Consider the following 23,679-nt stretch of genomic DNA (forward strand, 5'->3'; position numbering starts at 1 on the left):
AGCTAGCAAAATATAAGCGGATTTAACCGTAATGGTATTCGCCTTCTTAAATTTTGGCGCTGATGAAAAAGGCCTTTACTTAGAAAGGCCTTTATTATGAAATTATCTTATATAACTATTTATTTAGTATACCTTCTAGTCGTTTAAACAACATAGCTATAATCACGCATCGGCTCGGCTCTGAGCGGCGCACCATTGGCGACATAATAGTCTGCCGTTGAGCGTGGCAGCTGCACGCCACGCATCTTATCAACGATTTTTTCTGCAAGCATAATGGTGGTCGCGTTAAGATTACCACTAATTATATTTGGCATGATAGACGCATCGACCACGCGTAGGCCATCGATACCATGTACCAGCCCTTCACCATTAACCACTGAATCATTGTCTTCGCCCATCGGACAAGTACAAGATGGGTGATAAGCCGTCTCACTGTGGTTACGAACGTACTCATCCAACTGCGCATCGGTCACCAAATCATCGGTCGGCGCAATAGCACGACCGCGATAAGGGTCAAGCGCTGGCTGATGCATAATCTCACGCGTGATACGCATCGCCGCGCGGAACTCTTGCCAATCTTGCTCATGCGACATATAGTTAAATAAGATACTTGGATGCGCGCTTGGGTCTTTTGAGGTCAGCTTAACGCGACCACGACTTGGCGAGCGCAATGAACCTACGTGTGCTTGGAAGCTATGGGAGTTCACCGCACTGCGACCATCGTAACGCACCGCTAATGGTAGGAAATGATACTGAATATTAGGATGGGTAAACTTCTCATCGGTACGGATAAAGCCGCCGCCTTCGAATTGATTAGACGCGCCAAGACCGGTACCCATAAACAACCATTCAGCACCAATTGCTGGCTTATTCCACCATTTATTGGCAGGCGCAATTGAGACCGGTAGCTTACATTCGTACTGCATATACAGCTCTAGATGGTCTTGTAAATTATTACCGACACCCGGCAACTCTAAAACCTCGTTGATACCCAAATCTTTAAGCCATTGACCAGGACCAATACCTGAACGCTGTAATAACTGAGGTGACGCAATCGCGCCCGATGAAACAATCACTTCACGAGACGCGTAGAATTTTTTGGTTTGACCTTGGTGTTCTACTTTGACACCGACAGCGCGCTTACCATCAAATAAAATCACATCAGTCAATGCACCCGTTAAAATGGTGATATTACTGCGCGGTTTGGCACGGTCAAGATAACCACGAGCCGTTGATGCGCGGCGACCATTGGGTGTCACAAAGCGATCCATTGGCCCAAAGCCTTCTTGCTGATAGCCATTTAGGTCATCTGTGCTTGGATAGCCAGCTTGTACGCCCGCTTCAATCATCGCTTCAAACAGCGGATTGACTCCTGGCTTTGAAGTGGTCATCTCAACCGGACCACCGACGCCATGATAATCGTTTTCGCCAGCGTCGCAGTTTTCTAGCTTTTTAAAATACGGCAGGCAATCTGAATAAGTCCAATCTTCCAAGCCTTTGATTTTCGCCCAATCGTCAAAATCGAGCGCATTGCCACGGATATAGCACATACCGTTAATCAACGATGAGCCACCAAGCCCTTTACCGCGACCGCAGTCCATCACGCGATTATTCATATTCGGCTCGGGATCGGTTTTATAGCCCCAGTTATAAGTGGTGCCTTGCAACGGCATCGCGAGCGCCGCTGGCATTTGGGTGCGAAAGTCTAAGCGATGGTCTGGACGACCCGCCTCTAACAGCAACACCTTAATGTTGGCATCTTCGGTCAAGCGCGTGGCCAGCACGTTTCCTGCTGAGCCTGCACCAACAATGATGTAGTCATACTCAGGTGTGGTTGTTGTCATAAAATGCTCCATAATATTGAAAATAAATCATTTAATATCAGTAAGATTGAATCAAAAGGAAAAATTAGCCCAAATGAATCAATCTTACTGATTAAGAATCTTCTCAATACAAATTATTAAAATACAGACTCAAACGCGCCCAACTCTACTTGAATAGATTTGGTCTGAGTATAATGCTCAAGGGCTTCAATGCCATTCTCACGGCCAATACCCGAATGCTTATAACCACCAACTGGCATTTGCGCAGGTGATTCACCCCACGTATTTAACCAGCAAATACCGGCTTCAATCTGACCGATCACTCGATGTGCGCGAGTCAAATCAGCGGTCACCACCCCTGCTGCCAAGCCATACTCGGTATCATTGGCACGGCGAATGACTTCTTCTTCGGTCTCATAAGTCAATATCGACATCACTGGGCCAAAGATTTCCTCACGTACGATAGTCATATCATCGCTGCAATCGGTGAACACAGTCGGTGCGACAAACGCGCCATTGGCAAGCTCGCCTAACGTGATACGTTCGCCGCCAGTCAATAGACGCGCGCCGCCCTCTTTACCTTGCTCGATATAGCCAAGCACTCTTTCCATATGCGTAAAGCTGACCATTGGACCCATATTGATGTTCTCATCCATTGGATCGCCCAATTTGATACGCTCCACACGCTTCAAGATAGCCTCTTCAAACTTGGCTTGTAGCGCTTTAGGAATAAACACGCGCGTGCCATTGGTACAGACCTGACCACTGCTATAGAAGTTCGCCATCATCGCAATGTCAGCAGCGGTATCGATATCGGCATCTTCAAATATGATTAATGGCGACTTACCACCAAGCTCTAAGGTCACATCTTTAAGAGACGATGATGCTGCGCTCGACATGACTTTTTTACCAGTCGGCACACCGCCAGTAAACGATACTTTGGCAATATCAGGATGCTGCGTTAATGCTTCGCCAACTTCGTAGTTACCCTGCACGACGTTAAAGACGCCATCTGGTAAGCCCGCTTCGGTAAATATTTCTGCAAGTTTTAGGGCGGTTAATGGTGTAACTTCTGATGGTTTAAAAATCATCGCATTACCTGCGGCCAACGCTGGGCCTGCTTTCCACATAGCGATTTGGATAGGATAGTTCCATGCACCAATTCCAGCGACCACGCCAAGTGGCTCCTGACGGGTATAGACAAAGCTGGTATCACGCAGCGGAATCTGACGACCTTCAATCATCGGTGCAAGACCTGCATAATACTCAATGACATCGGCACCAGTGACGATATCGACATATTTGGTCTCAGAGTAAGCTTTACCTGTGTCTTTGGTCTCAAGTAACGCCAGCACATCATTGCGTTCGCGCAGGATGGCTACTGCGTTTAATAGAATACGACTACGTTCAACTGGCGTCATCGCTGCCCAAACTTTTTGACCTTTTTGCGCCGCAATAACGGCTTCATTAATCTGCTCATCGGTCGTTTGCTGAATGGTAGCTAGCACTTCACCCGTCGCTGGATTAATATCTTCAAAGATAGCTAATGAATCATCAACAGCCAGATAACGCCCGTTAATATAAGCGGTTTGTACTTGTTCTAAATCGATAATGTCTGTTAAGTTACTTAGATTTGGGTTCGGATTTAGGTTTGGGTTTGTCTTTGAATCTGTCATGAGTTCTCCTGTCGACGACTGGCAACAGCTTTATACAAAAGCTAATACCGAATAATTTCGTCATGGTTTAAGTTTTAAAAAATAAAATTTACGTGGTTCTTTCTTAAGGTTTCTTTAATGAGTTATTTGAGAGCGGCGTTTTAATCATCCTCAGGTTGCGTCATCTTTATCAAACGCGCACGTAATGATTTTTTGTCTGATATATTAATTCCTGAAAAATCAGAGAGCCAAATCCCATCAGCGACCAAACGTACCATACACAAGGTTTCAGTATTATCGGTTGCTTTATGCTTTTCCAATTGTTCATTCGACCACTCAGCCCATAGCTCACGCAGTTTTCTATCACCTAGCATCAATACGTATAAAGTGGCTTGACTATTAAACTCTTTTTGCCCTTTTTCACCGAGACTGATAGTGGCATCTATATAAGCGCGGGTAAAAGAGCCATAACGCACAGGGTCTTTCGCCATAGCTTGATTCACTTCTGCCTCAAACTTGGCCATCGCATCATGAAACACTTCAAGAATGAGCGCGTTCTTAGTGGTAAAGTGATGCATTACGCCACCTTTGGTCACCCCGACCGCATCAGCAACGGCTTGGAAGGTCACTTTAGACAGCCCCTGCTCCAACGTGATTCTTGCCGCCTGATCTAGTAGTGCACGCCGGACCACTTCTGGCTGTTTTTTACGTTTATAAGCATTTTCTGTTTCCATTTTTATTTCCATGTTCATTTTTACCTACCTGTCAGTGCACCACAGAATTAGACAGTAAGTTCATGACCACGACACCGCCAACAATCGTAGCGCTCATATTTAGAATACCTGTCTCAAATCAAGTACATCGTCTTGATTGACAATCAGTCAATAATGTATATTAAAGAAACCATATGGTCGGTATTTTATAGAAGTAATCTAACAATGTACAGGTGAAAGACGATGACGCCTGCTTGGCTAATATAAAAGTAAGTTAGGTATGTCCGCCACAGCCAGATCTTTTTTGGATGATGTGTTTGTACTAGAAAACCTTTTTTTCATCTCATTTTGATATTATTAATGCTTTCAATAAGTTACGCAGGCCTGAATACTAAGTAGCAGCTTATGTTCATCTCATAGGAAACAGCAAAAATACCGGCACAGATGAACGAAAAAAGCTACGATACAAACCTTCTGCATCGTAGCTTCTAGAAAACTAACTAATCTCTTGTTACAAATTTAGAGCTGGTTGAGCTATCAAAACCAACCTTCTTCTAACAGATGCTCTGTATTACTCAGTTTAAACTCAGTATGCAGATCATAAAACGTTCCTGGGTCTTCAACATTACCCAGTAACTCTCGTTTATTGAGCGCCACAAACATCGCCAGCGAATAAGCCGCACAATGAATAGACTTTTTTGGATTAAACGTAATATCAGTAAAGGCTTGATATTGCATGACTTCCTCGGCTAGCTGAGAGTTTTGCTTTAGCGCATTGATATACAGCCAATCGTAAAACGCAGTTAGCGGCTCAACACCCCACTCCACACCAAAATCATTGTAACCAACAAGCTGACCTGAGTCTTGTAAGCGCTCGTCTTTTTTGGCATGTCTTGGCGCGGCTGTCAGCAAGTCAGTATAGGGACCACCCTGCTCAAAAACCTTACTGGCCTGAAAGATGTTTTCGACACTATACTGCCCGCCGCTATGCTCATCAGTGAGCTTTAAGCTGAGTGGACTCAGTAAAAAACTTAACTTATTACCTGACTTACTAGAGAGCTCTAAGACGTTATTAAAGCCATATTTCTTGCGAATGACTTGATGCAGGTCATTGATGGATTTTTTCTTTTGGCGACTGGCAAACCCCACATGGCGCTCAAACCTAACCATGTCCGTTTTTACCAGATTGTCACTGTTGACTCTAGGCATAAATACGGGTTTTTGCTCTACAGCGTTTTTACTTTGTTCCATAATTTATAGTCTTTATTTCATAACGATGGGCATTATATCAATAGTTTTGTATAAATGCTCTTTGATAGCAGCTCTTGCATAAATAGCGTTTAAATAAACAGCCTTCTAAACACATTTCTATCTTATAATTAATGATTAATCACAGTGAACTGCCTCGACGATATCTTAGACTGCTTCATTAGAGTCATGGCTTTTTATGTTTGAATCCAATTCACATAATATATAGATTTAAACTCAAAGGGTGATATATAACCAATCGTAAGATGCAGACGCTTCTCATTAAACCCACCTACCCAATATTTAGTTGTAAACTCAGTACCTTTTAAATTCTACCACCTGTTCAGCTAGTCTGGATAAAATATAGAAACAAACTTGGCAAACTAAGGATATTAACAGGAGCCTATCATGGCTAAGAAAATGAGAGCTATCGTAACATAGCAAAACTGAACAACTTGACTAGGCGCCTTCATATGAAAAGGTCTTGCCGATAATTACACTGGCTTCAAACTTATTATTAATGCTTAAAAAAAGCAAAATAAAAAAAGGCTCATAATTGTTTATGAGCCTTTTTAGACAGGAAATCTTTATCCCGATAATGACTGATGACTTATATCAACAAACAGAATCATTGGATTTTGGCACTGATAGCCCAAAGAGTGGACGCAAGTACAATGCTAAGAAAGTTCCTACCATTGCGAGTATGCCCCATATATAACCGTGCAAGCTGAAGGAAGCAATACCACCAAAGTAAGCGCCGATATTACAGCCAAATGCAAGACGTGCACCATACCCCATCATCAATCCACCAATCACAGAAGCAGCAAAATTGCCTGCCGTAATCTGCGTAAATTTGAATAAACCACCTGCGGCCGAAGCGATAAACGCACCAATGATAATGCCGATGTTCAGTACAGTCGTTGAATCTGTAAAAATAGAAGCATTAAGCGCGGCGGCGTTGGCCCCCTGCCAATAGCCCCAACTGGCTACATCAACACCCAAGCCGCTAGCAATTTTAGAACCCCATAGAGTAAAAGCTGAAGTAATACCCCAAGGCTGGCCACGCGTTAGTAGAGTCAGCGCATTCAGTAGTGCCAAAATAATCGCTGCTGCAAACAGTGGCCAAGAACCGCGGAAAATACGTTTCCATCCAGCTTCAGAAGGTACGGGTGCCATTTTAGGTGCATTTCTTTTTTTCTCAATAATCAACGTCACCCACGCGATTAAACCGAACAACGCAAGCGATACTAACCAAGCGCCTGTATAACCAAGACCTGTAGAGGTCGCCAGTGAATAAGGTGCATAAGCTGGCATCTCTTCTGTCCAAAATGGCAGATGACAAGCGCCAATTGTGGCTCCAATTATAAAGAAAATGAAAGTTATGAACATAACAGAACGCCCGCCTCCTACAGCGTAAAGCGTACCAGAAGCACAACCGCCACCCAGTTGCATACCAATACCGAAAACAAAAGCCCCGACCACTAAGCTAACGCCTAATGGTGATACATAGCCTGCAACCGGCCCACCAAAAATCGTGGTGCCATAGGCAAGGATGGGCGCGAATAGCGTTACAGCGACTGCTAACATTAACATATGTGAGCGCATAGCCTGGCCATTGCCTACCGACATCATACGTCTAAAGGCCGAGGTAAAACCAAAACGCGCATGAAAAAGGGTATAGCCTAACAAAAAGCCTATGCCGAGAAGCAGCGATTGTGATATATGCTGAGTATTAAGTAAATACATCAACAGCAGCACTCCTGCAATTGCGCCTCCTACTATTAATATTTTCTGCGGTGCATTTAAAGTAAGACTCTCTCTAACGATAGGATCTTTTGTATCGTTCACGGGTTGAACTCTAGCAATAGTATTCAAGGAAATAACATCCTTCTCCGATTCATTTGATCAGATATGACTTTTATAAGATTTTATAGGGGAATATTAAATGTGGATTTTTGGAGCTTGGCAGGGTTCTACAATGAGTAACCATCAACGCTACATATTAATCTTAATACCGTCAAAGTAAACATGAGAACACTAGAAAAATAAGAATTAGCATATGACAATATGGAATAAAAGAAGATTAGCTAATATGAGGCAGTGAGGTGAATATTTCGCAATTTCAACTATGCCTTCAAACCTTTACATTTAACACTAAGAAGGAAATATCACCACCTCATCGTCTTCCTGCCAAGGCTGATACTTCGTCATTACTTGCAAAAATATCGGATACTCCAGCCAGTGTTGTAGCCAACGCTGCAAGTTTGGATACGGCAAGTCGTAAAACACTTCGCGATCCACATGGGCGAATTGACGCACAAAAGGCATGATACCTATATCCGCAATGGTCACTTTGTTCCCAAGTAAGTAGGAGTTTTTAGTTAGCAGCTCCTCTAAAGTCTGTAAAAACACTTCGCCGCGTTGTCGATACTCGGTTTGGGTCATTTCAGGATGACGATCAGCATACTTGTATCGATCCAGCCAATGTTTAAATTCATTATCGTTTTTATCGATCAGCGCATTGGCCTCATGCAAAACTTCAGCCGCAAGCAAGCCTTGCGGATCATTCTGCGCAAGCGCCCATGTCATTATTTCTCTACTCTCTTCAATCACTTTACCATCAGTAAGCTTTAGAACAGGCACAGTGCCTTTGGGGCTAATCGCTAACATCTGTGATGGCTTGTTCTTTAGTACTATTTCCCGCAGCTCTACTTGCTGCTCAGCAAACAAAATACCAAGCCTAGCACGCATGGCATAAGGACAGCGACGAAAAGAATACAAGAGAGGCAAGGAGGCAGTCATAATTTTTCTCACGATAAAATCAATAGGCTAACATAAAAAAAGACCTTACCTCTAAAACAGGTAAGGTCTTAGTTTTAAGACTTACTGATAAAACTCACTTATAGAAACAACAATCCCAGAGCAATCACTACGCCGCTGACAAGCAGTACGATGACACAAAATCCCATGATGTCTTTGGCTTTGAGTCCTGCAATTGCTAGCGCCGGCAATGCCCAGAACGGCTGAATCATGTTTGTCCAAGCATCGCCCCATGCCACCGCCATGGCCACTCGTGAAGGGTCACTACCCAGCATTTCCGCCGCTTCTAACATGATTGGCGCTTGCACTGCCCATTGCCCGCCCCCTGATGGGACAAAGAAGTTGACCAGTCCTGCACTCAAAAAGGCAAAAAGTGGCAACGTTTGCGCTGTCGAAACACTGACAAAGGCTTCTGACATCACCCCAGCCAAACCAGACGCGGTCATCATACCCATAATGCCTGCATAAAACGGGAATTGGACGATAATACCGCCCGCGCCTTTGACGGCTTCTTGAATAGAAATTAGATAGTTGCGGGGCGTTCCATGAAATATGATGCCAAGGAATAAAAACATAAAGTTAACTAAATTTAGCGTTAAAGCAAAACCATTTTGTACAAAGTAATAAATAATAAAAGCAATGCCCAGTAGGCCTATAATCATTGACAAAATCCAGCTGTTTTCCAAACGCTCTGCTGGTGTCATATCTGATTTTGCTGGCAGCGCTTCGGCGGCAGGTTCTACTAGCAGCTTCGGATCTACCGTCACCGTATCTTCTTTTTTTGGCATCATCAGACGGTTTAATAACGGTACCACAATCACCAATGCCGCAATGATGATTAAGTTATAGCCAGCAAAGATGGTGGCACTCGTTGGGATAACACCAATGGTATCAACGAACGGATGACCTTCTGTTGCAATAGACAAAGGAATCGATCCAGAGAAGCCTGCATGCCAAATGATAAAACCAGAATAGGCACTGGCAATGAGCAAACGGTAATCGACGTTTTGTACCCGCTTTGCCAACTCTTTTGCAAATAACGCCCCGATAACCAGTCCAAAACCCCAGTTGATCCAGCTTGCTGCTAGAGACACTAGGGTTACCAATATAATCGCGCTACCGGGCGAAGTTGCGAAACTGGCAAGCTTGCCAAGCCCCTTTTTAAATATCGGACTACTTGCTAGCACAAAGCCAGTGACCAACACCAATACCATTTGCATCGAAAATGCCAGTAATGCCCAAAATCCATCACCCCAATACGCCACCATCTCTACAGGAGACGAGTCGGTTAACCCCAAACCCATTACAAAAATGACTAAAGTTAAAATAATGACAAATAAAAACGGATCTGGTAAATACTTTTCCATCAAACTATTCGAGAAGCGGGTAATTGCTTTCATTTTTAACTCCCTTTTTATTTAGATATTCCCTTAAATCCCAATGCTACCTCATTATGGCTTTTTATTGTTAATTATTCGGCAATAATACATCTGTCCGATGCTGTGCAGACTGTATTGTTCATAATAAGCATACTGAGCATGGACTTACTCCACCAACTGCCACCCAGGCGTTGAGTAGTATTGGTCTTGATGAGCAAATAAAGGATGCGCTTTTGCTTCTTGTAGGCTAAGCACAGGGGTGACGCAAACATCAATGGATGCAAAGTGCTGCTGCCAATGGGCGAGTGGTTTACTGGAAAAGGTATCACTCACTGCCTTTGCTGCTGCTAGGCTCTCAGGGGAGTTGGGCATGACGCCAAGTTGCCAATGGCTCTCTTTTAACTCTGGCAGCTCCAACGCCTCGCACAGTCCTTGCCAAAACTTTAGCTCCAATGATCCAACTGCCATATAGCGATTATCAAGGGTTCTGTACAAACGATAGCAAGGCAATAGCCCGCCCAAAAAATCAAGATGCGGTGGCGGTGTCTGTCCTGAAAAACTTTTGACCAGTGCGCCCGTTTCCTTTGGCATGACCAGATGCTGATATAAGCTATGGGTCATACTGACCGCAATATGTCGACCCTTGCCTGTACGCTGAGCGGCAAACACTGCAGCGAGCAAGGCAATGACGGCAGTATCACTACCACCCGCTAAGTCTGCAAACTGCACATTGAGCATGGCCTGCTCACCGTTTGCTGTTTTTAGTTGATCAAGGACACCACTCATCGCCATAAAGTTAATATCATGGCCAGCTTTATGCGCCCAATCATGACTGGCTCGTGGGTGATTGATCGTACTTTCATCTATAGCACTCCCTTCTATTGCAGCGCTCTCATTGGCATCTTTAGCCGTCACGCCGTAGCCTGTAATCGACACCATCACTAGCTTTGGATTAAGCGCATGCAGCGTCTTAGCACCTAGTCCCATACCTGCTAAAACACCAGGGCGAAAGCTATCGAGCATAACATCGGCATCTTTGATATGCGCCTTAATAGCCGCAATGCCTTTGGGGTCGCGAAAGTCATGTTTTTCGGTAGCCTTGCCATGATTTAATGCGGCAAACAGCTCCCCAAAGGCTCGGGCAGGGTCGCCATTTTTCGGCTCAATCTTGATGATATCAGCGCCCAAATCAGCAAGCAGACGCGTGGCAAAAGGCCCTGGTAAGTTACGCGTCAAATCGACCACTCGTAGTCCTTGTAAGCAGTCAGCCATTGAGTTTATGATTGAATCAGTCATCAAGCCAGTCATTAAATCAGTCATCAGAGAACACCTCACCTTTAGCCGCCATATCGAGCACTATTTGCGCTGGCTGAAAACGCTCGCCGTATTGCTCAGCAAGCTCACGACTACGGGCGATAAACGCCTCTAGCCCCATGGCATTGATAAACTGGAGGGTACCGCCATGGTGCGGTGCAAAGCCCCAACCAAAGATGGCGCCAATATTGGCATCAGCGACAGAGCGCACAACATTTTCTTGATAGCATTTAGCCGACTCATTAGCTTGAATAAACATCAAGCGATCGATTAACTCTTGCTGTGATGGTTGCTGTGCGCTTGGTGGGTATAAATTCAGCAGCTCAGGCCACAAGTATTTATCACCCTCATCAGGATACTCATAAAAGCCTTTGCCGTTCTTTTTACCTTCGCGATTATGCGCTTTGACCAGTGTTTTGAGTATCTCGTATGAAGGACGCACAGATACGGGCTTACCTTCGGCTGCCATATCCAACTGCTGCTGTTCGCTCACGTGCAGCGCCAGACTGAGTGACACCTCGTCTTGTAATGCCAGTGGCGGCATCGGCATACCTGCCTTTAGACCAGCGACCTCGATACTGCGTGGATGCACACCCTCACCTAACATTGCCACGCCTTCAGACACATAAGTACTAAAGACTCGTGAGGTATAAAAACCGCGACTGTCATTGACGACGATCGGTGTTTTGCCAATTTGCAGCACATAATCAAAGGCTTTTGCCAAGGTGGCATCATCGGTTTGCTCACCCATGATAATCTCAACCAGTGGCATCTTGTCGACTGGCGAAAAGAAATGCAGCCCGATAAATTGCTTTGGGCGCGTACTGGCTTGAGCCAATCCAGTGATAGGTAATGTCGAGGTATTAGACGCATAGACAGCCGACTCAGCAATTACCGCTTCACTTTGCTGGATACACTTGGCTTTGATTTCGCGGTTTTCAAACACCGCTTCAATAACAAGGTCACAGTCTGCTAAGTCATCATAAGAGACGGTCGGCGTGATGCGATTTAGCAATGCCTGCTTTTTCTCTGCTGTCGCGCGCTGACGGCTAATGGCTTTATCCAAAATGGTGGCAGAATAATCTTTACCTTTTTCAGCACCTGCCAAATCGGTATCGAGCAGTACCACCTCTATGCCCGCTTTGGCAGTGACATAGGCGATGCCCGCGCCCATCATGCCCGCCCCCAAGATGCCAACTTTTTTGGTTTTATAGCGCTCAAAGCCATCAGGACGTGACTGACCTTTTTTGATACTGTTAAGCTGCGTCCAAAGGGTATTGATCATATTTTTAGATTCAGCAGACAACACACAAGCGGCAAAATAACGAGACTCGAGCTCAAGGCCAGTATCGATATCTACAAGTCCGCCTTCAAACACAGAAGATAAGATATGAGTAATCGCTGGATAATTGCCGTGGGATTTTTGATTGGCCATGGCGGGTGCCACAGAAAAAACTTGTACGTTTTTGGGATGGTTGCTATCGCCACCTGGAATTTTAAAGCCTTTTTTATCCCACGGCTGCTGCGCCTCAGGATTGGCTTTTATCCAGTCTTTGGCCTGCTGTAGCATATCTGCTTGATCAGTGGCAATGGCATCAATCAGACCGATGTCTTTAGCAGCATCTGGACGTAGCTCTTTACCTTGCGTCATGAGCTCAAGCGCCGCTTGAATACCAACCAAGCGCGGTAGGCGCTGAGTACCACCGCCACCTGGGAGCAAGCCTAATTTGACTTCAGGCAGTCCCAATTTGGTTTTAGGAGCGTCAATAGCGATGCGATAATGACAGGCTAAGGCCAACTCCAAACCTCCACCCAGCGCTGTGCCAGTCATGGCTGCGACGACTGGCTTACCTGATGTTTCAAGTTTGCGTAAACTACCTTTGAGATCTTCGACCAACTCAAAGGCTTGCTCAGCGGTATCAATATTAGCCAATTGGTCGATATCAGCGCCAACGACAAAGGTTTCTTTTGCTGACGTCAGGATCAAACCTTTGGCAGCCTCGTCATTGATAAAGCTATCGGTCATCATAGCAAAGGCATCTGTAAAGCCATCACCGATGACGTTCATTTTGCGGTCGCTTTGGTCAATCGTGACAGTAATAATTCCATTATCAGATTCGGCAGAAAAGTGATTCAGTGCATTGATGGCATCTATGCTATTTGTGCTCATGTTAAGTCCTTTTAATATTATTCTACTTCGATATATTTCAATAAAAACTTATTAGCGCTACACGCGCTCAATGATGGTGGCAATCCCCATACCACCGCCGACGCATAAGGTTATCATCGCGGTTTTGAGATTGCGGCGTTCTAACTCATCAAGGACGGTGGTCATCAGCATCGCGCCCGTGGCTCCAAGCGGATGACCCATCGCGATAGCGCCGCCGTTGACATTGACAATATCCAGCGAGATACCCAAGTCATCGGCAGTATTGAGTGGTATGGCAGCGAAAGCTTCATTAATCTCCCACAAATCGATATCGGAGGCTTGCATGCCCGCTTTTTTGAGGGCTTTTTGGCAGGCAGGCGTCGGCCCTGTCAGCATAATGGCTGGCTCTGAGCCAATGACGGCAGCCATGGTGATTTTGGCGCGGGGTTTTAGACCTGCTTTTTTACCAGCGGCAGCGCTACCAACCAAGCAAATCGCCGCACCATCGACAATGCCCGATGAGTTACCCGCATGATGCACATGATTGACGGCTTCGATGATGGTATATCTGTCTAAAATCACACTATCGAAACCCATCTTGCCAAATTTAGCAAAAGAAGGGTTGAGAGCCGCTAACGCCTCGGTACTGGTATTCGGACGGATGGTTTCGTCTTTATCCAATAACAACATGCCATTGATGTCAGCAACAGGGACAACGGACTTATCATAATAGCCCTGCTTCCAAGCGTGCGCGGCCCTTTGATGCGATTCAGTAGCAAACTCATCCACATCCCTGCGACTAAGGCCTTTTAATGTCGCTATAGTATCTGCACCAACCCCTTGCGGCACATAATGCGTCGCCTCATTGACCCGTGGATCCATATACCAAGCACCGCCATCAGAGCCCATTGGCACGCGGCTCATAGATTCTACGCCGCCTGCGACTACCATATCCTCCATACCAGACATGACTTTGGCGGCAGCCAGATTGATAGATTCAAGGCCTGATGCGCAAAATCGAGATAAGGTAACGCCCGCCACACTTTGCGCCCAGCCCGCATCTATCACCGCGATACGCGCAATATCAGAACCTTGCTCACCGACGGGTGTTACGCAGCCAAGTACCACATCGTCAACTAGGCTAGTGTCTAAGTTATGGCGCTGCTGCATCTCCTTTAATAACGTACGTGTTAGCCAAATCGGTGATGCTTGATGCAAGGAGCCGTCCTTTTTGCCTCTACCACGCGGCGTGCGGATAGCATCATAAATATAAGCAGTCTCAGTCATAAAAATTCCTTTTTTTATTTTTAAATCATTAATAAGTCTACATCTTTCTTTATTTGAAATATGCTTAGCCATAAACCCAGATAAAAAATAAGTGACCACCGTTTACATAAAACGTGACGCCAGCTCTTTCATGATCTCATTGGTGCCACCGTAGATCTTTTGGACTCGAGCATCGGCATACAAGCGGGCGATTGGGTATTCGGTCATATAGCCATAGCCACCAAATAGCTGCACGCATTCATCAATCACCTCACACTGCTTTTGGGTGACCCAATACTTAATCAGTGACGCATGTGGGACGGTTAACTTGCCTTCTAACATGGCATCGACAGCGGCATCGCACATACTACTGGCAGCGAGATAATCCGCGTAGCACTCTGCCATCTTAAAGCGGGTGTTTTGAAAGCTCCAAACCGGCTTACCGAAGGCTTCGCGCTCTTTGACATAATCTAACGTCAAATTAATCGCCAACTTCATCGCACCCACACCTGATAGAGCAATGATAAGGCGCTCACGTGGTAACTCTTCCATCATCTGAATAAAACCTTTGCCCTCAACAGCACCTAACAAATTTTTTGTGGTACACGGACATTACTAAAAAACAGCTCTGAGGTATCCTGTGCGCTCATGCCGACTTTGTCGAGATTGCGACCACGCTCAAACCCGTCTACTTTGTCAGTTTCTACCACGATAAGCGAGACGCCTTGCGCGCCTTTTTCACGATCAGTCTTACACGCCAGCAAGATTAGATTGGCATGCTGACCATTGGTAATAAAGGTCTTGGAGCCGTTGATGATATAGTCATCGCCGTCTTTGACCGCGTAGGTTTTGATGTTTTGTAGATCAGAGCCAGTGCCAGGTTCGGTCATGGCAATGGCAGCGACATACTCGCCCGTTGCCATCTTAGGCAGCCACTCTTTCTTTTGCTCGTCAGTGCCATGCGTCAAAATATAAGGTGCGACAATCCCCGAATGCACCATACCGCCAAAGCCTGGTTGATTGGCCTGTGCTTGCGCATAAAGCAGCGCTGCCTCATGACCAAAATCACCGCCACCACCGCCATACGCCTCGGGTATGGATGCGCATAAGAATCCCATCGCACCCGCCTCTTCCCACGCTGCGCGGTCTATCATGCCGTTTTTGCGCCATTCTTCGTCCTTTGACTCCCAACTTTTAAACATTTTAAACGCGCTGTCATAGACCATCTGGTGCTCTTCGGTCATCCAGTTTGGGGTGAATTTTTCGATACTCATGGTGTCTTCCTTGACGATTTTGGATGGTTGATGTTGAATAAATAAAAGTTAAACTCGCACTTTTTGGGTTTGGTATGAGACTCATACTAGGACAGTCAACTCACTTGCGCAAGACGCTATTGAAAAGCAGTGGTACAAAAAAAAGCCTCACTATAATAGTGAGGCTGTGCTATGTTGTTATGTTTGAAAGTTCGCTGTTTACGACTAAAAAACCTTTAAGTAATTCTTCTTAAGCGTTGCTGGCTTTTGGTCGTTCATACGCTACTCTATCGAAATCGAACGCTTCATGCTTTTGTTCGACAATCAATTGATGGCTTTCATCGGCATCACCAGATATCCAGTTTGCACTATCAAACTCAAAGTCCACTTCTGCTCGTAAGCGATATTTGGGGGAAAAGTCTGGATAATGCGCCAACTGATATTTAATCTGGGCGATATCTTCTACGAATGGCTCATAAGGCAGCTCAAGTACCGCAAATAACTTGGCCAAAAACGCATCGGGGGTAAAATATTTATCCATATAACTACCATCAAGCCCAAGGTAACGATTGCACAATACATGACGTAAGCGCTCACAAGCAGGGATAGTATGCCCTAACGGATAGCCCATCGCTTTGATAACATCTTGTGCACGCAGCTGCTGCGTGTCGATTTGAGTAATAATATACTGAGCAAGAGAATGCTGCGGATGATAACGGCGAGTGTATTTGGATTGACTGCTTGAGTGGCTCATAGTATTGAACACCTTAGATTCCTAGCACTCCGACAAAAAATATAAAATCAGGCACAAATGAGGATGTCGGAGTACAGGCTCATGCGCTTTACCAGAATTTTTTTATATCGTGCTGGAAGTTGCAAGGTTTGTGCGCCATCATTCAATTGAGATCATAATCGTCAATAGTGATTAGCAACATAAAACTGTTAAACCCACGATAACTTGTCCAACGATGATAGCACATCAGGTGACAAAAAATAAATACTGATATGTGTGACTGTTTGTGAATAATTATTTTAACGTCAAACATTTGCTATTTAGATGAAGTACATCCCTTAATGTTCACCATGATATGTCGCCTCGTCCATCCAAACGATAGGGTCTTCACACAGATGGACCAGGTGATACCAGATATCACTACTGCGGGCGATACGGTGATGACCGCCTGCAAAATAATCGACTTCCCAGCTATCAGGCAGATTGACTAAGGTTCGTCTAGCAACCGCCACCTCCAAGCTTTCATCGTCGACTTCCACCATGACTCGCATCATCTCAGTGTTCGATGTGGGGAACGACAGCTTCATATCTGCCACTGCCGGAATACGGTCGGCTAAGACCTCACTAGGATAGATACAGGGCGCAATCAATAACGCCCGTAAGTTATATTTATGGGCGAAATGATTGGCAAACCAGCCACCAAGCGAATGCCCTGCCAGCACCACTCGAGGATACTGTGCCATTTTCTCAAGGATTAGGTCGTCGTAAATCTCAAATATTTCTGCAAAATTGTCTCGGTAATTGACCGTTTGGCAATATTTAGGCTCACGCGTGATACAGGTATATTTACTGGTCTCATTGCTTGAGTCTAGACCATGAAAAAACAATAAAAACGTGTCATTATTTTCGATAGGAAACATCATAACCTTCTCCTTTTTTCATTATTATTTAGATTTATTTTTATTAAACTGGCTTATAAGTTAAACCGCTTTTTGGCTAGCAATCTGCGCTTGATATAAACCCAAAATCTCCTCACAAGCCTGCATTGAGATATTTTTTGCAAAGCCTTTGTTAAACCAAAAATCATAAACGGTTTGGACAATATCTTTCACTGCTTGCGCATCCTTTGGCTTCTGCTCTTTTAATTTACGCGCAATGTCTTGTGCCTGTATATCCGACTCGCTATAGGGCGCGCTCCAGCCCACGCAATATCGATAGAGCACATCATTAATAGCCAATACGTATATGGCATTTGACACACCAAATGAGCCAATAAGCCGCTCAAACAGCGCACAGCGCTCTTCATAAATACTGACCTCTATTGGCATATCGGCTCGCTCAAACAGACAATCAGCACTGACCATGTGCGAGGGCTTACTAAAATCCTCCCACAGTAGTGGATAAGACCCACCAATACCGCCCTTTTCCACCACGTTAAAGCGCCAAATGGCGTAATGCGTCTCCGCCCCCTTAAAGGGCAAATGTATCAGCCACTGCATCAGCGCATCACTGTCATAAATGATATGACTGCTACCAATACGCACCCCTTGCTTGGGTAATACATCGGTGTATAAACGGTCCATGTCATTACTATAAAGCTTTACTTTATTTAAATTCTCTTCACTGACATCGCCTAATTTAGCCCTTGCCTCTATTATATTTCGATAGGGTTCAAATGGCGCTACAAAGCTTAGCGTCTCATCGGTATTGTTCACAAAGTAAATATCATCTTCATAATCGTCCACAGAAACGCTCTTAAGATAAAATAATGGCATGTTTCGTACTCGTCCCTGCTCATCACTTGCCAATGCCGTTAAACCAGACAGCTTTGCGCCATCTGCCCACTGCACATTGTCTAACCGCTTTTGCTCAAATTCATACGTTAACTTTGTCATAGTCATATCCTTATTATTTTGATTTTGGTTTGTTTGTCACTTTTTTTTGGTTGCTCTTTGCTTGATGCTGATCTTGAGCAAGCCAAGTCTGTTCGCCATTTTATTAAATGACGTTATTATCTATAAGTTAGTATTTATAAAGAGAAGTAGATTAATCGATTTGGCAAGGCAGCAGTTTTATGGTGAACTGGCTTTTAGGCGCTGCTTTTTATTGTCGCATCATCAACATTTTTGCAAGACTAACGAGCGTTTTTGTGTTCAATCTTTATGCTTATTAACAACTATGGTTTTTGGGTTTGTGCAGGCGAAGGTGTTTAGGATTAAAGAAAAACAATATTATTAAAAACAACTCAGTTAAGAAGTGAGGCGTTGCGCCCCGAGGGTTAACTGTTTGCCCAGTCATTTTTGCCTGACTCAATAACTATAGTATAAAATTTGATAAAAATAAAGCGCTTTGATATTACCTGCGACAGCTGGTGTCGCCTAGCTTCTTTTAGTAGGTCTGTATCATTCACCGAGCATGTACTTATCAGATATGTAAAAAATGTATTAAAGGCAACTAAGCAAAATCAGCGGGGATATAAAGGTATTCTTTTTGACCATCATCATTTTCAGACGACACTCGATAGCCATTGATAACCCCATCAAAAGGGATATTTCCTGTCATAGCCGTGTAATGCGTTCGAACCACTTCATCAATCACTTGTCGCTGTTGGCATCTATCAAATAAGCGCACCTCATCATCCAACCGTACTGTTCTAAACTTAGAAACAGCCATCATGCTCATAAATGAGGGTTAGAAGTTATCGCTAAAAGTAACATCTGCATAAACGATGGGCATGGTGGCATTGAGTACCTTATGCGCGTACTGCTCCAACTGCTGTAAAAGTGGCAAATATTGATCTTTCTCAATATCTAACACTCTACACAGAGCATGAGCGAACTCAGCGGATGAGTACTTAAAATCATAACTGGTTTTGGTCAGCCCTAATTCTGGCGACGACAAGACATGCTCTAAACGCTTTAAGGCTCTAGTTTGGGTTTTAATGTGAGTCTGATAGCCCATAGACTGGATTATTTGGGCATGTGATAGGTTTTTTTGGTCAACCCGCTGTAGGATTAAAGCCTGCAATGTGCTTGCATATTGACTAGAATGGGGCATGGGATGTGTCCTTATACTCTGGCGAATGTAACTGTACTTATAAAGGTAAAAGCACAGTTACTTTGCTGAAAGATGCAGAGTAATAAGGGGTTGTGCGTTTTACCAGTGGTTGTTTTTCATCGTGCTGGAAGTAGCGTTAAACCCACGATGTGCTTACATAGTAGCAAGGGAGTTTCCCAAACTCTGTGTAACTGCTTATAATCCATTAACAGGAGAATAAGCAATGACTAACCAATCTGATATCAAGAAACTGGCCGAGCAAATGGCTGGTAGCATGAACAGCTTTGATGACATCAAAGACTTTCAAAAGCAGCTCATGCAATCTTTTATCGACACTGCCTTAGAAGCTGAGATGGAAGACCATCTTGGATACCCCAAGCATGAAGAAGCAGACAAGCCTAATAAGCGCAACGGTCATACTAAAAAGACCGTCCGTAGCGACACAGGCGACCTTGAGATCTCCACTCCAAGAGACCGCGGTGGCAGCTTTGAACCTACACTAGTGCGCAAGCATCAAACCCGTATTAGTGGCCTTGATGATAAAATCATATTTCACTACAGGCATAGCCTTCCGTCTTGCGCTTCGGGCAAGTGTCTCCCAGACACTTGCTGATCCTCGCTCATACGCCAAAGGTCAAACCACCACCGAGATTGTAGAGAGCATTAAAGAGCTCTACGATGTCGATATCTCAAGCTCTCTTGTCTCAAGAGTCACTGACAATATTATTGACGATATCACCGCTTGGCAGCACCGGCCATTGAGCAGTGTTTATCCTATCGTCTACTTAGACTGCATCGTCGTCAAAGTACGTCAAGATAAGCAGATTATCAACAAGGCAATCTATCTGGCGCTAGGCGTGGGACTTGATGGTAGAAAAGAGCTGCTTGGCATGTGGCTATCAGAGAATGAAGGCGCTAAGTTCTGGCTTGGCGTTCTCACTGAACTACAAAACCGCGGGGTACAAGATATCCTAATCGCTTGTGTCGACGGTCTAAAGGGCTTTCCTGATGCCATCAATACGGTTTACCCCAACGCTCAGGTTCAGCTGTGTATCGTGCACATGGTACGCTATTCAATGAAGTTTGTACCTTGGACAGATAAGAAGGCAATAGCGACTGATTTAAAGGCCATCTACGGCGCTGATACGCTTGAGATAGCAGAGGCCAATCTTGAACACTTTGATGAGGTGTGGGGCGATAAGTATCCGCATGTCATCAAGTCTTGGCGTAATAACTGGGAGGGCTTAACGGTGTTCTTTGGCTACCCTAAAGACATTAGAAAAGTCATATATACCACCAATGCTATTGAGTCGCTAAACAGCGTGATTCGTACGGCGGTGAATAAGCGTAAGGTATTTCCCTCTGATCAGGCAGCGTTTAAAGTGGTATATCTAGCAACACAGCAGGCATCCAAGAAGTGGTCGATGCCGATTCGTAACTGGACGTCTGCTCTTAATCGCTTTATGATTATGTTTGATGATCGTATAAGCAGGCATTTAATCTAAAGGGCAGTTACACAGAATTCGGGATGGGCTCAGTAGTAAGGGTGATACTGTCTGTCTAGATAGGTGTTAATGCAATACGACAGCTAATGTCGCTTATAAAAGAGTATCATCAGTCATATTAATGATGCCTCTCGTCAAGACATAAGGGTGTCCTAATAGCAATAATGAGCACCCTACAACTAAGCTCCAGTCTATTCAGCATCATCTATTAGGGTATTCAGCGTGTCTGCCATGTCATCATCAATCAGATTGTCTTCAATATAATTGACCAATTGATGTATGGTGTTCAGATCCATCTCTCTGATACCTAAGCTAATCAGCTCTTCGTTGATAGACGCTAAGCTTGCTATATTGTCAGAATCGTCTTCAAAATCGCCTAATACAGGCTCTTCGAACCCAACATTTGCTAGCCAGTATATTTTTTCTAGCACGGTGTTTCTTTCGGTCAAGGTAGAATAACCGTCGCCTTGGATAAATAAATTAAAGTGATAAGGTATCTCTATATCATTGATAAAAAACGTGCGCATACAGTCTATCGTATAGGCTTGGTTGTCTAGGCTTTCATCACCTTCTTCGTCTCCGTCTACTTCAATCTGCTCTGTGACTAAGCTTCCTACTATCTGATAACCGCCTGCTTTTACTTTGTGATTATAGATGATAGTAGCGTCAGCTATGGCATCAAAAATGACCGCACTGATGTCTAACGTGTTGTTATCGATATCATAAAATCTTTTCAGCGCGGGTAAAAACTCAGTTAGCTGGTCTTCAGGCACTTGCGTGAGAAACTGCTGCTCATATATCTTTATCATGTCTTCAGGAGCATAGGTATTTACGTTGTCTGTCTCGTTTCTGCCGGTAGGTTGTAGCGGCAAAAAATTATAAGGATTATCTTTGGTCATACAGGACTGCCTTGTTATATAAGTTTGCGATATTGGATGTCTGTGGCTATAATTTTCGGCTCATATTGGCTATTATAGTGTCGCAGAATCCATAACGCCTATTATCCCTTATTCGATGGCTTTTAGATATACAGTCTGTTTGAGCAAAATCCATATTATTGACAGCTATACAAAAAGCTTTAGTTCGAAACAAGCGATAGCGCTTGGCAAAAGTTATAACTTATCTCAATTTATAACTTTAAAAATGCCTAATTAACAATCCTTAGCAAAAAAGCCCTTTCACTAATGCCTTTGACTTGGTATCTTGCCTCGCCACTCTTATATCGCCAAAGGTGTGTACCACACAGCATTTTTACTCCGCTATTGGCTAATCTTCTTATTGTATTAGGGCTTGTACTCATTTTTATTATTTGTCGAGCGAAGACACGCCCTAGCATTTTCTCGTATTGGATCTTATGAAACACAATCTTGAGGCGAGCTCAGATGCTCGTCGGACTCAGTATTTTCAAGTATTCTTGATGGGCGTCAGCGCATTTATTATGAATACCACAGAATTTGTTCCCGTCGCCTTATTAAGCGACATTGCCCAAGACTTTTCTATTACCACAGCAGAGACGGGCTGGATGCTGACGCTGTATGCGTGGATTGTCGCTGCCATGTCATTACCGCTGATGCTACTGACCAGTCGATTTGAGCGTAAAAGCTTACTCTTAGGCTTGTTTGCGGTATTTATTGCCAGTCATGTGTTGTCCGTGTTTGCATGGAGCTTTGATGTACTGCTCATTAGCCGCGTAGGTATTGCACTATCGCATGCGATATTTTGGTCCATTACAGCCGCGATCGCCATACGCGTGGCACCTGAAGGCAAGAAGGCATTAGCACTTAGCGTACTTGCGACGGGTACCTCATTAGCGATGGTGCTAGGTGTGCCTTTAGGGCGCTTGGTCGGTCAATGGTTTGGTTGGCGCGCGACGTTTGGCGGTATTGGCGGTATTGCCTTTATCGTATTTGTGCTGCAAATGAGACTGTTGCCAACATTGCCGAGCATGTTTGAAGGCTCTTTTAGAAAAATTCCAGAACTGCTGAAAAACCCATTATTGGTCTGCTTGTATTTGCTCATCCTACTGGTCTTTACAGCGCACTATACCGCTTATTCTTATATCGAGCCTTTCATGCGTCAGGTCGGCTCAGTCAGCGAAAACTCGGCTACTTTTGTCCTGCTGCTGTTCGGTGTCGCAGGGATTGCAGGCAGTGTGATATTCAGTCGCTGGGGTGATAGGTTCAATACCAGATTGATGCTGATATCTACTGTTCTGATGCTCCTCTCTATGCTCGTGCTGTTGTATGCCGTGACCTCTATATGGGCGCTTAGTCTAATTGCCTTACTATGGGGTGCTGCGCTTATGCTGCTTATTATCTCCATGCAAGCTAAAGTCATTATGGTCGATGTCAATGCACAAGACATGCTGATGTCGATGTTTTCAGGCATTATCAATTTGGGAATTGGTACGGGTGCGCTATTCGGCGGTTATGCGGTGACGCATCTCTCGATATCAAGCGTGGGCTATGTCGGGGCAGCTATCGCTAGTGCGGCGCTGCTACTGATGCTATTTATGATAAAGCGCTTTCCTGAGTTAAGTAAAAGACTCGGCTAGCTTAAAAGCCAAAGTTGTAGCTAAAGTCAAATAGCAGCAATCAACATGTCAGCCACTTTAATGGGCTGGCATTTTTTTTGGTGTTGCTTGTAAAAATCATTTCAACAATCTAGTCAAATACTAATTGAACGAACGTTCAGGTGAAGCTATACTCGTTTGAAATAGGCATGATTATTCATAGGGTATAGATACAATCAATTGCCATATCGG

Annotated in this window: 17 protein-coding genes and 2 pseudogenes; 2 read left to right on the forward strand and 17 right to left on the reverse strand. The window is 44.5% G+C overall.

Annotated elements, in window-relative coordinates:
* Nucleotides 1-143 precede the first annotated feature (143 nt).
* The 16 genes and pseudogenes from betA to JMX03_RS08870 all read right to left on the reverse strand — a co-directional run bounded on the left by betA (nucleotide 144) and on the right by JMX03_RS08870 (nucleotide 19,410).
* Entirely contained in the window at nucleotides 144-1,844 is a 1,701-nt protein-coding gene (gene betA, locus JMX03_RS08795) for a choline dehydrogenase (protein WP_201596187.1), read from the reverse strand.
* 116 nt (nucleotides 1,845-1,960) lie between these two features.
* On the reverse strand, nucleotides 1,961-3,499 hold the full coding sequence (gene betB / locus JMX03_RS08800; RefSeq protein ID WP_227695541.1) for a betaine-aldehyde dehydrogenase: 1,539 nt from the start codon (nucleotides 3,497-3,499) through the stop codon (nucleotides 1,961-1,963).
* A gap of 140 nt (nucleotides 3,500-3,639) precedes the next feature.
* Nucleotides 3,640-4,212 carry a TetR/AcrR family transcriptional regulator gene (locus tag JMX03_RS08805; protein ID WP_201596189.1) on the reverse strand — a complete coding sequence of 191 codons (573 nt, stop codon included), beginning with the start codon at nucleotides 4,210-4,212 and terminating at the stop codon, nucleotides 3,640-3,642.
* A 516-nt stretch (nucleotides 4,213-4,728) separates the two neighbouring features.
* Nucleotides 4,729-5,442 (reverse strand): DarT1-associated NADAR antitoxin family protein, encoded by a 714-nt coding sequence (locus JMX03_RS08810; protein ID WP_201596191.1) that lies wholly within the window; start codon nucleotides 5,440-5,442, stop codon nucleotides 4,729-4,731.
* Nucleotides 5,443-6,054: 612 nt separating this feature from the next.
* Nucleotides 6,055-7,314, reverse strand: coding sequence for a YeeE/YedE family protein (locus tag JMX03_RS08815; protein WP_227695543.1), 1,260 nt, complete (start codon nucleotides 7,312-7,314; stop codon nucleotides 6,055-6,057).
* Nucleotides 7,315-7,593: 279 nt separating this feature from the next.
* Nucleotides 7,594-8,241: a glutathione S-transferase gene (locus JMX03_RS08820; protein WP_201596193.1), complete on the reverse strand. Its 648-nt coding sequence runs from the start codon at nucleotides 8,239-8,241 to the stop codon at nucleotides 7,594-7,596.
* 98 nt (nucleotides 8,242-8,339) lie between these two features.
* Nucleotides 8,340-9,659, reverse strand: a complete 1,320-nt coding sequence (locus JMX03_RS08825) for a short-chain fatty acid transporter (protein ID WP_201574444.1) — start codon at nucleotides 9,657-9,659, stop codon at nucleotides 8,340-8,342.
* A gap of 144 nt (nucleotides 9,660-9,803) precedes the next feature.
* Nucleotides 9,804-10,934, reverse strand: coding sequence for a CaiB/BaiF CoA transferase family protein (locus JMX03_RS08830; RefSeq protein ID WP_201597947.1), 1,131 nt, complete (start codon nucleotides 10,932-10,934; stop codon nucleotides 9,804-9,806).
* A gap of 16 nt (nucleotides 10,935-10,950) precedes the next feature.
* On the reverse strand, nucleotides 10,951-13,122 hold the full coding sequence (locus tag JMX03_RS08835; RefSeq protein WP_201596195.1) for a 3-hydroxyacyl-CoA dehydrogenase NAD-binding domain-containing protein: 2,172 nt from the start codon (nucleotides 13,120-13,122) through the stop codon (nucleotides 10,951-10,953).
* A gap of 57 nt (nucleotides 13,123-13,179) precedes the next feature.
* On the reverse strand, nucleotides 13,180-14,388 hold the full coding sequence (locus JMX03_RS08840; RefSeq protein WP_201596197.1) for an acetyl-CoA C-acetyltransferase: 1,209 nt from the start codon (nucleotides 14,386-14,388) through the stop codon (nucleotides 13,180-13,182).
* Nucleotides 14,389-14,490: 102 nt separating this feature from the next.
* A pseudogene (locus JMX03_RS15345) lies at nucleotides 14,491-15,641 on the reverse strand (acyl-CoA dehydrogenase family protein).
* Between the two features lie 229 nt (nucleotides 15,642-15,870).
* Complete coding sequence (locus JMX03_RS08850) at nucleotides 15,871-16,374, reverse strand: hypothetical protein (protein ID WP_201596199.1); 504 nt, start codon at nucleotides 16,372-16,374, stop codon at nucleotides 15,871-15,873.
* 317 nt (nucleotides 16,375-16,691) lie between these two features.
* Nucleotides 16,692-17,276, reverse strand: coding sequence for an alpha/beta hydrolase (locus JMX03_RS08855; RefSeq protein ID WP_201596201.1), 585 nt, complete (start codon nucleotides 17,274-17,276; stop codon nucleotides 16,692-16,694).
* A 57-nt stretch (nucleotides 17,277-17,333) separates the two neighbouring features.
* Nucleotides 17,334-18,248, reverse strand: a complete 915-nt coding sequence (locus JMX03_RS08860; RefSeq protein ID WP_201596203.1) for a hypothetical protein — start codon at nucleotides 18,246-18,248, stop codon at nucleotides 17,334-17,336.
* Between the two features lie 559 nt (nucleotides 18,249-18,807).
* Complete coding sequence (locus JMX03_RS08865) at nucleotides 18,808-19,029, reverse strand: hypothetical protein (protein WP_201596205.1); 222 nt, start codon at nucleotides 19,027-19,029, stop codon at nucleotides 18,808-18,810.
* Between the two features lie 15 nt (nucleotides 19,030-19,044).
* Complete coding sequence (locus JMX03_RS08870; protein WP_201596207.1) at nucleotides 19,045-19,410, reverse strand: hypothetical protein; 366 nt, start codon at nucleotides 19,408-19,410, stop codon at nucleotides 19,045-19,047.
* Between the two features lie 223 nt (nucleotides 19,411-19,633).
* On the opposite strand from JMX03_RS08870, the pseudogene JMX03_RS08875 reads away from it, so the two are divergent.
* Nucleotides 19,634-20,915, forward strand: a pseudogene (locus JMX03_RS08875) (IS256 family transposase).
* Between the two features lie 191 nt (nucleotides 20,916-21,106).
* Here the strand turns inward: JMX03_RS08875 and JMX03_RS08880 are convergent.
* Nucleotides 21,107-21,814: a hypothetical protein gene (locus JMX03_RS08880; protein WP_201596209.1), complete on the reverse strand. Its 708-nt coding sequence runs from the start codon at nucleotides 21,812-21,814 to the stop codon at nucleotides 21,107-21,109.
* Nucleotides 21,815-22,269: 455 nt separating this feature from the next.
* On the opposite strand from JMX03_RS08880, the gene JMX03_RS08885 reads away from it, so the two are divergent.
* The gene (locus JMX03_RS08885) at nucleotides 22,270-23,469 is read left to right on the forward strand and encodes a sugar transporter (RefSeq protein WP_201596211.1); all 1,200 of its coding nucleotides are present in this window, start codon (nucleotides 22,270-22,272) and stop codon (nucleotides 23,467-23,469) included.
* Nucleotides 23,470-23,679 lie beyond the last annotated feature (210 nt).

The sequence above is a fragment of the Psychrobacter fulvigenes genome, assembly GCF_904846155.1.
Classification (GTDB): domain Bacteria; phylum Pseudomonadota; class Gammaproteobacteria; order Pseudomonadales; family Moraxellaceae; genus Psychrobacter; species Psychrobacter fulvigenes.

Coding starts and splice junctions, on each gene's coding strand:
- betA (WP_201596187.1), bottom strand. CDS start 1,844: ATGACAACAACCACACCTGAGTATGACTACATCATTGTTGGTGCAGGC.
- betB (WP_227695541.1), bottom strand. CDS start 3,499: ATGACAGATTCAAAGACAAACCCAAACCTAAATCCGAACCCAAATCTA.
- JMX03_RS08805 (WP_201596189.1), bottom strand. CDS start 4,212: ATGGAAACAGAAAATGCTTATAAACGTAAAAAACAGCCAGAAGTGGTC.
- JMX03_RS08810 (WP_201596191.1), bottom strand. CDS start 5,442: ATGGAACAAAGTAAAAACGCTGTAGAGCAAAAACCCGTATTTATGCCT.
- JMX03_RS08820 (WP_201596193.1), bottom strand. CDS start 8,241: ATGACTGCCTCCTTGCCTCTCTTGTATTCTTTTCGTCGCTGTCCTTAT.
- JMX03_RS08825 (WP_201574444.1), bottom strand. CDS start 9,659: ATGAAAGCAATTACCCGCTTCTCGAATAGTTTGATGGAAAAGTATTTA.
- JMX03_RS08830 (WP_201597947.1), bottom strand. CDS start 10,934: ATGACTGATTCAATCATAAACTCAATGGCTGACTGCTTACAAGGACTA.
- JMX03_RS08835 (WP_201596195.1), bottom strand. CDS start 13,122: ATGAGCACAAATAGCATAGATGCCATCAATGCACTGAATCACTTTTCT.
- JMX03_RS08840 (WP_201596197.1), bottom strand. CDS start 14,388: ATGACTGAGACTGCTTATATTTATGATGCTATCCGCACGCCGCGTGGT.
- JMX03_RS08850 (WP_201596199.1), bottom strand. CDS start 16,374: ATGAGCCACTCAAGCAGTCAATCCAAATACACTCGCCGTTATCATCCG.
- JMX03_RS08855 (WP_201596201.1), bottom strand. CDS start 17,276: ATGATGTTTCCTATCGAAAATAATGACACGTTTTTATTGTTTTTTCAT.
- JMX03_RS08860 (WP_201596203.1), bottom strand. CDS start 18,248: ATGACAAAGTTAACGTATGAATTTGAGCAAAAGCGGTTAGACAATGTG.
- JMX03_RS08865 (WP_201596205.1), bottom strand. CDS start 19,029: ATGATGGCTGTTTCTAAGTTTAGAACAGTACGGTTGGATGATGAGGTG.
- JMX03_RS08870 (WP_201596207.1), bottom strand. CDS start 19,410: ATGCCCCATTCTAGTCAATATGCAAGCACATTGCAGGCTTTAATCCTA.
- JMX03_RS08880 (WP_201596209.1), bottom strand. CDS start 21,814: ATGACCAAAGATAATCCTTATAATTTTTTGCCGCTACAACCTACCGGC.
- JMX03_RS08885 (WP_201596211.1), top strand. CDS start 22,270: ATGAAACACAATCTTGAGGCGAGCTCAGATGCTCGTCGGACTCAGTAT.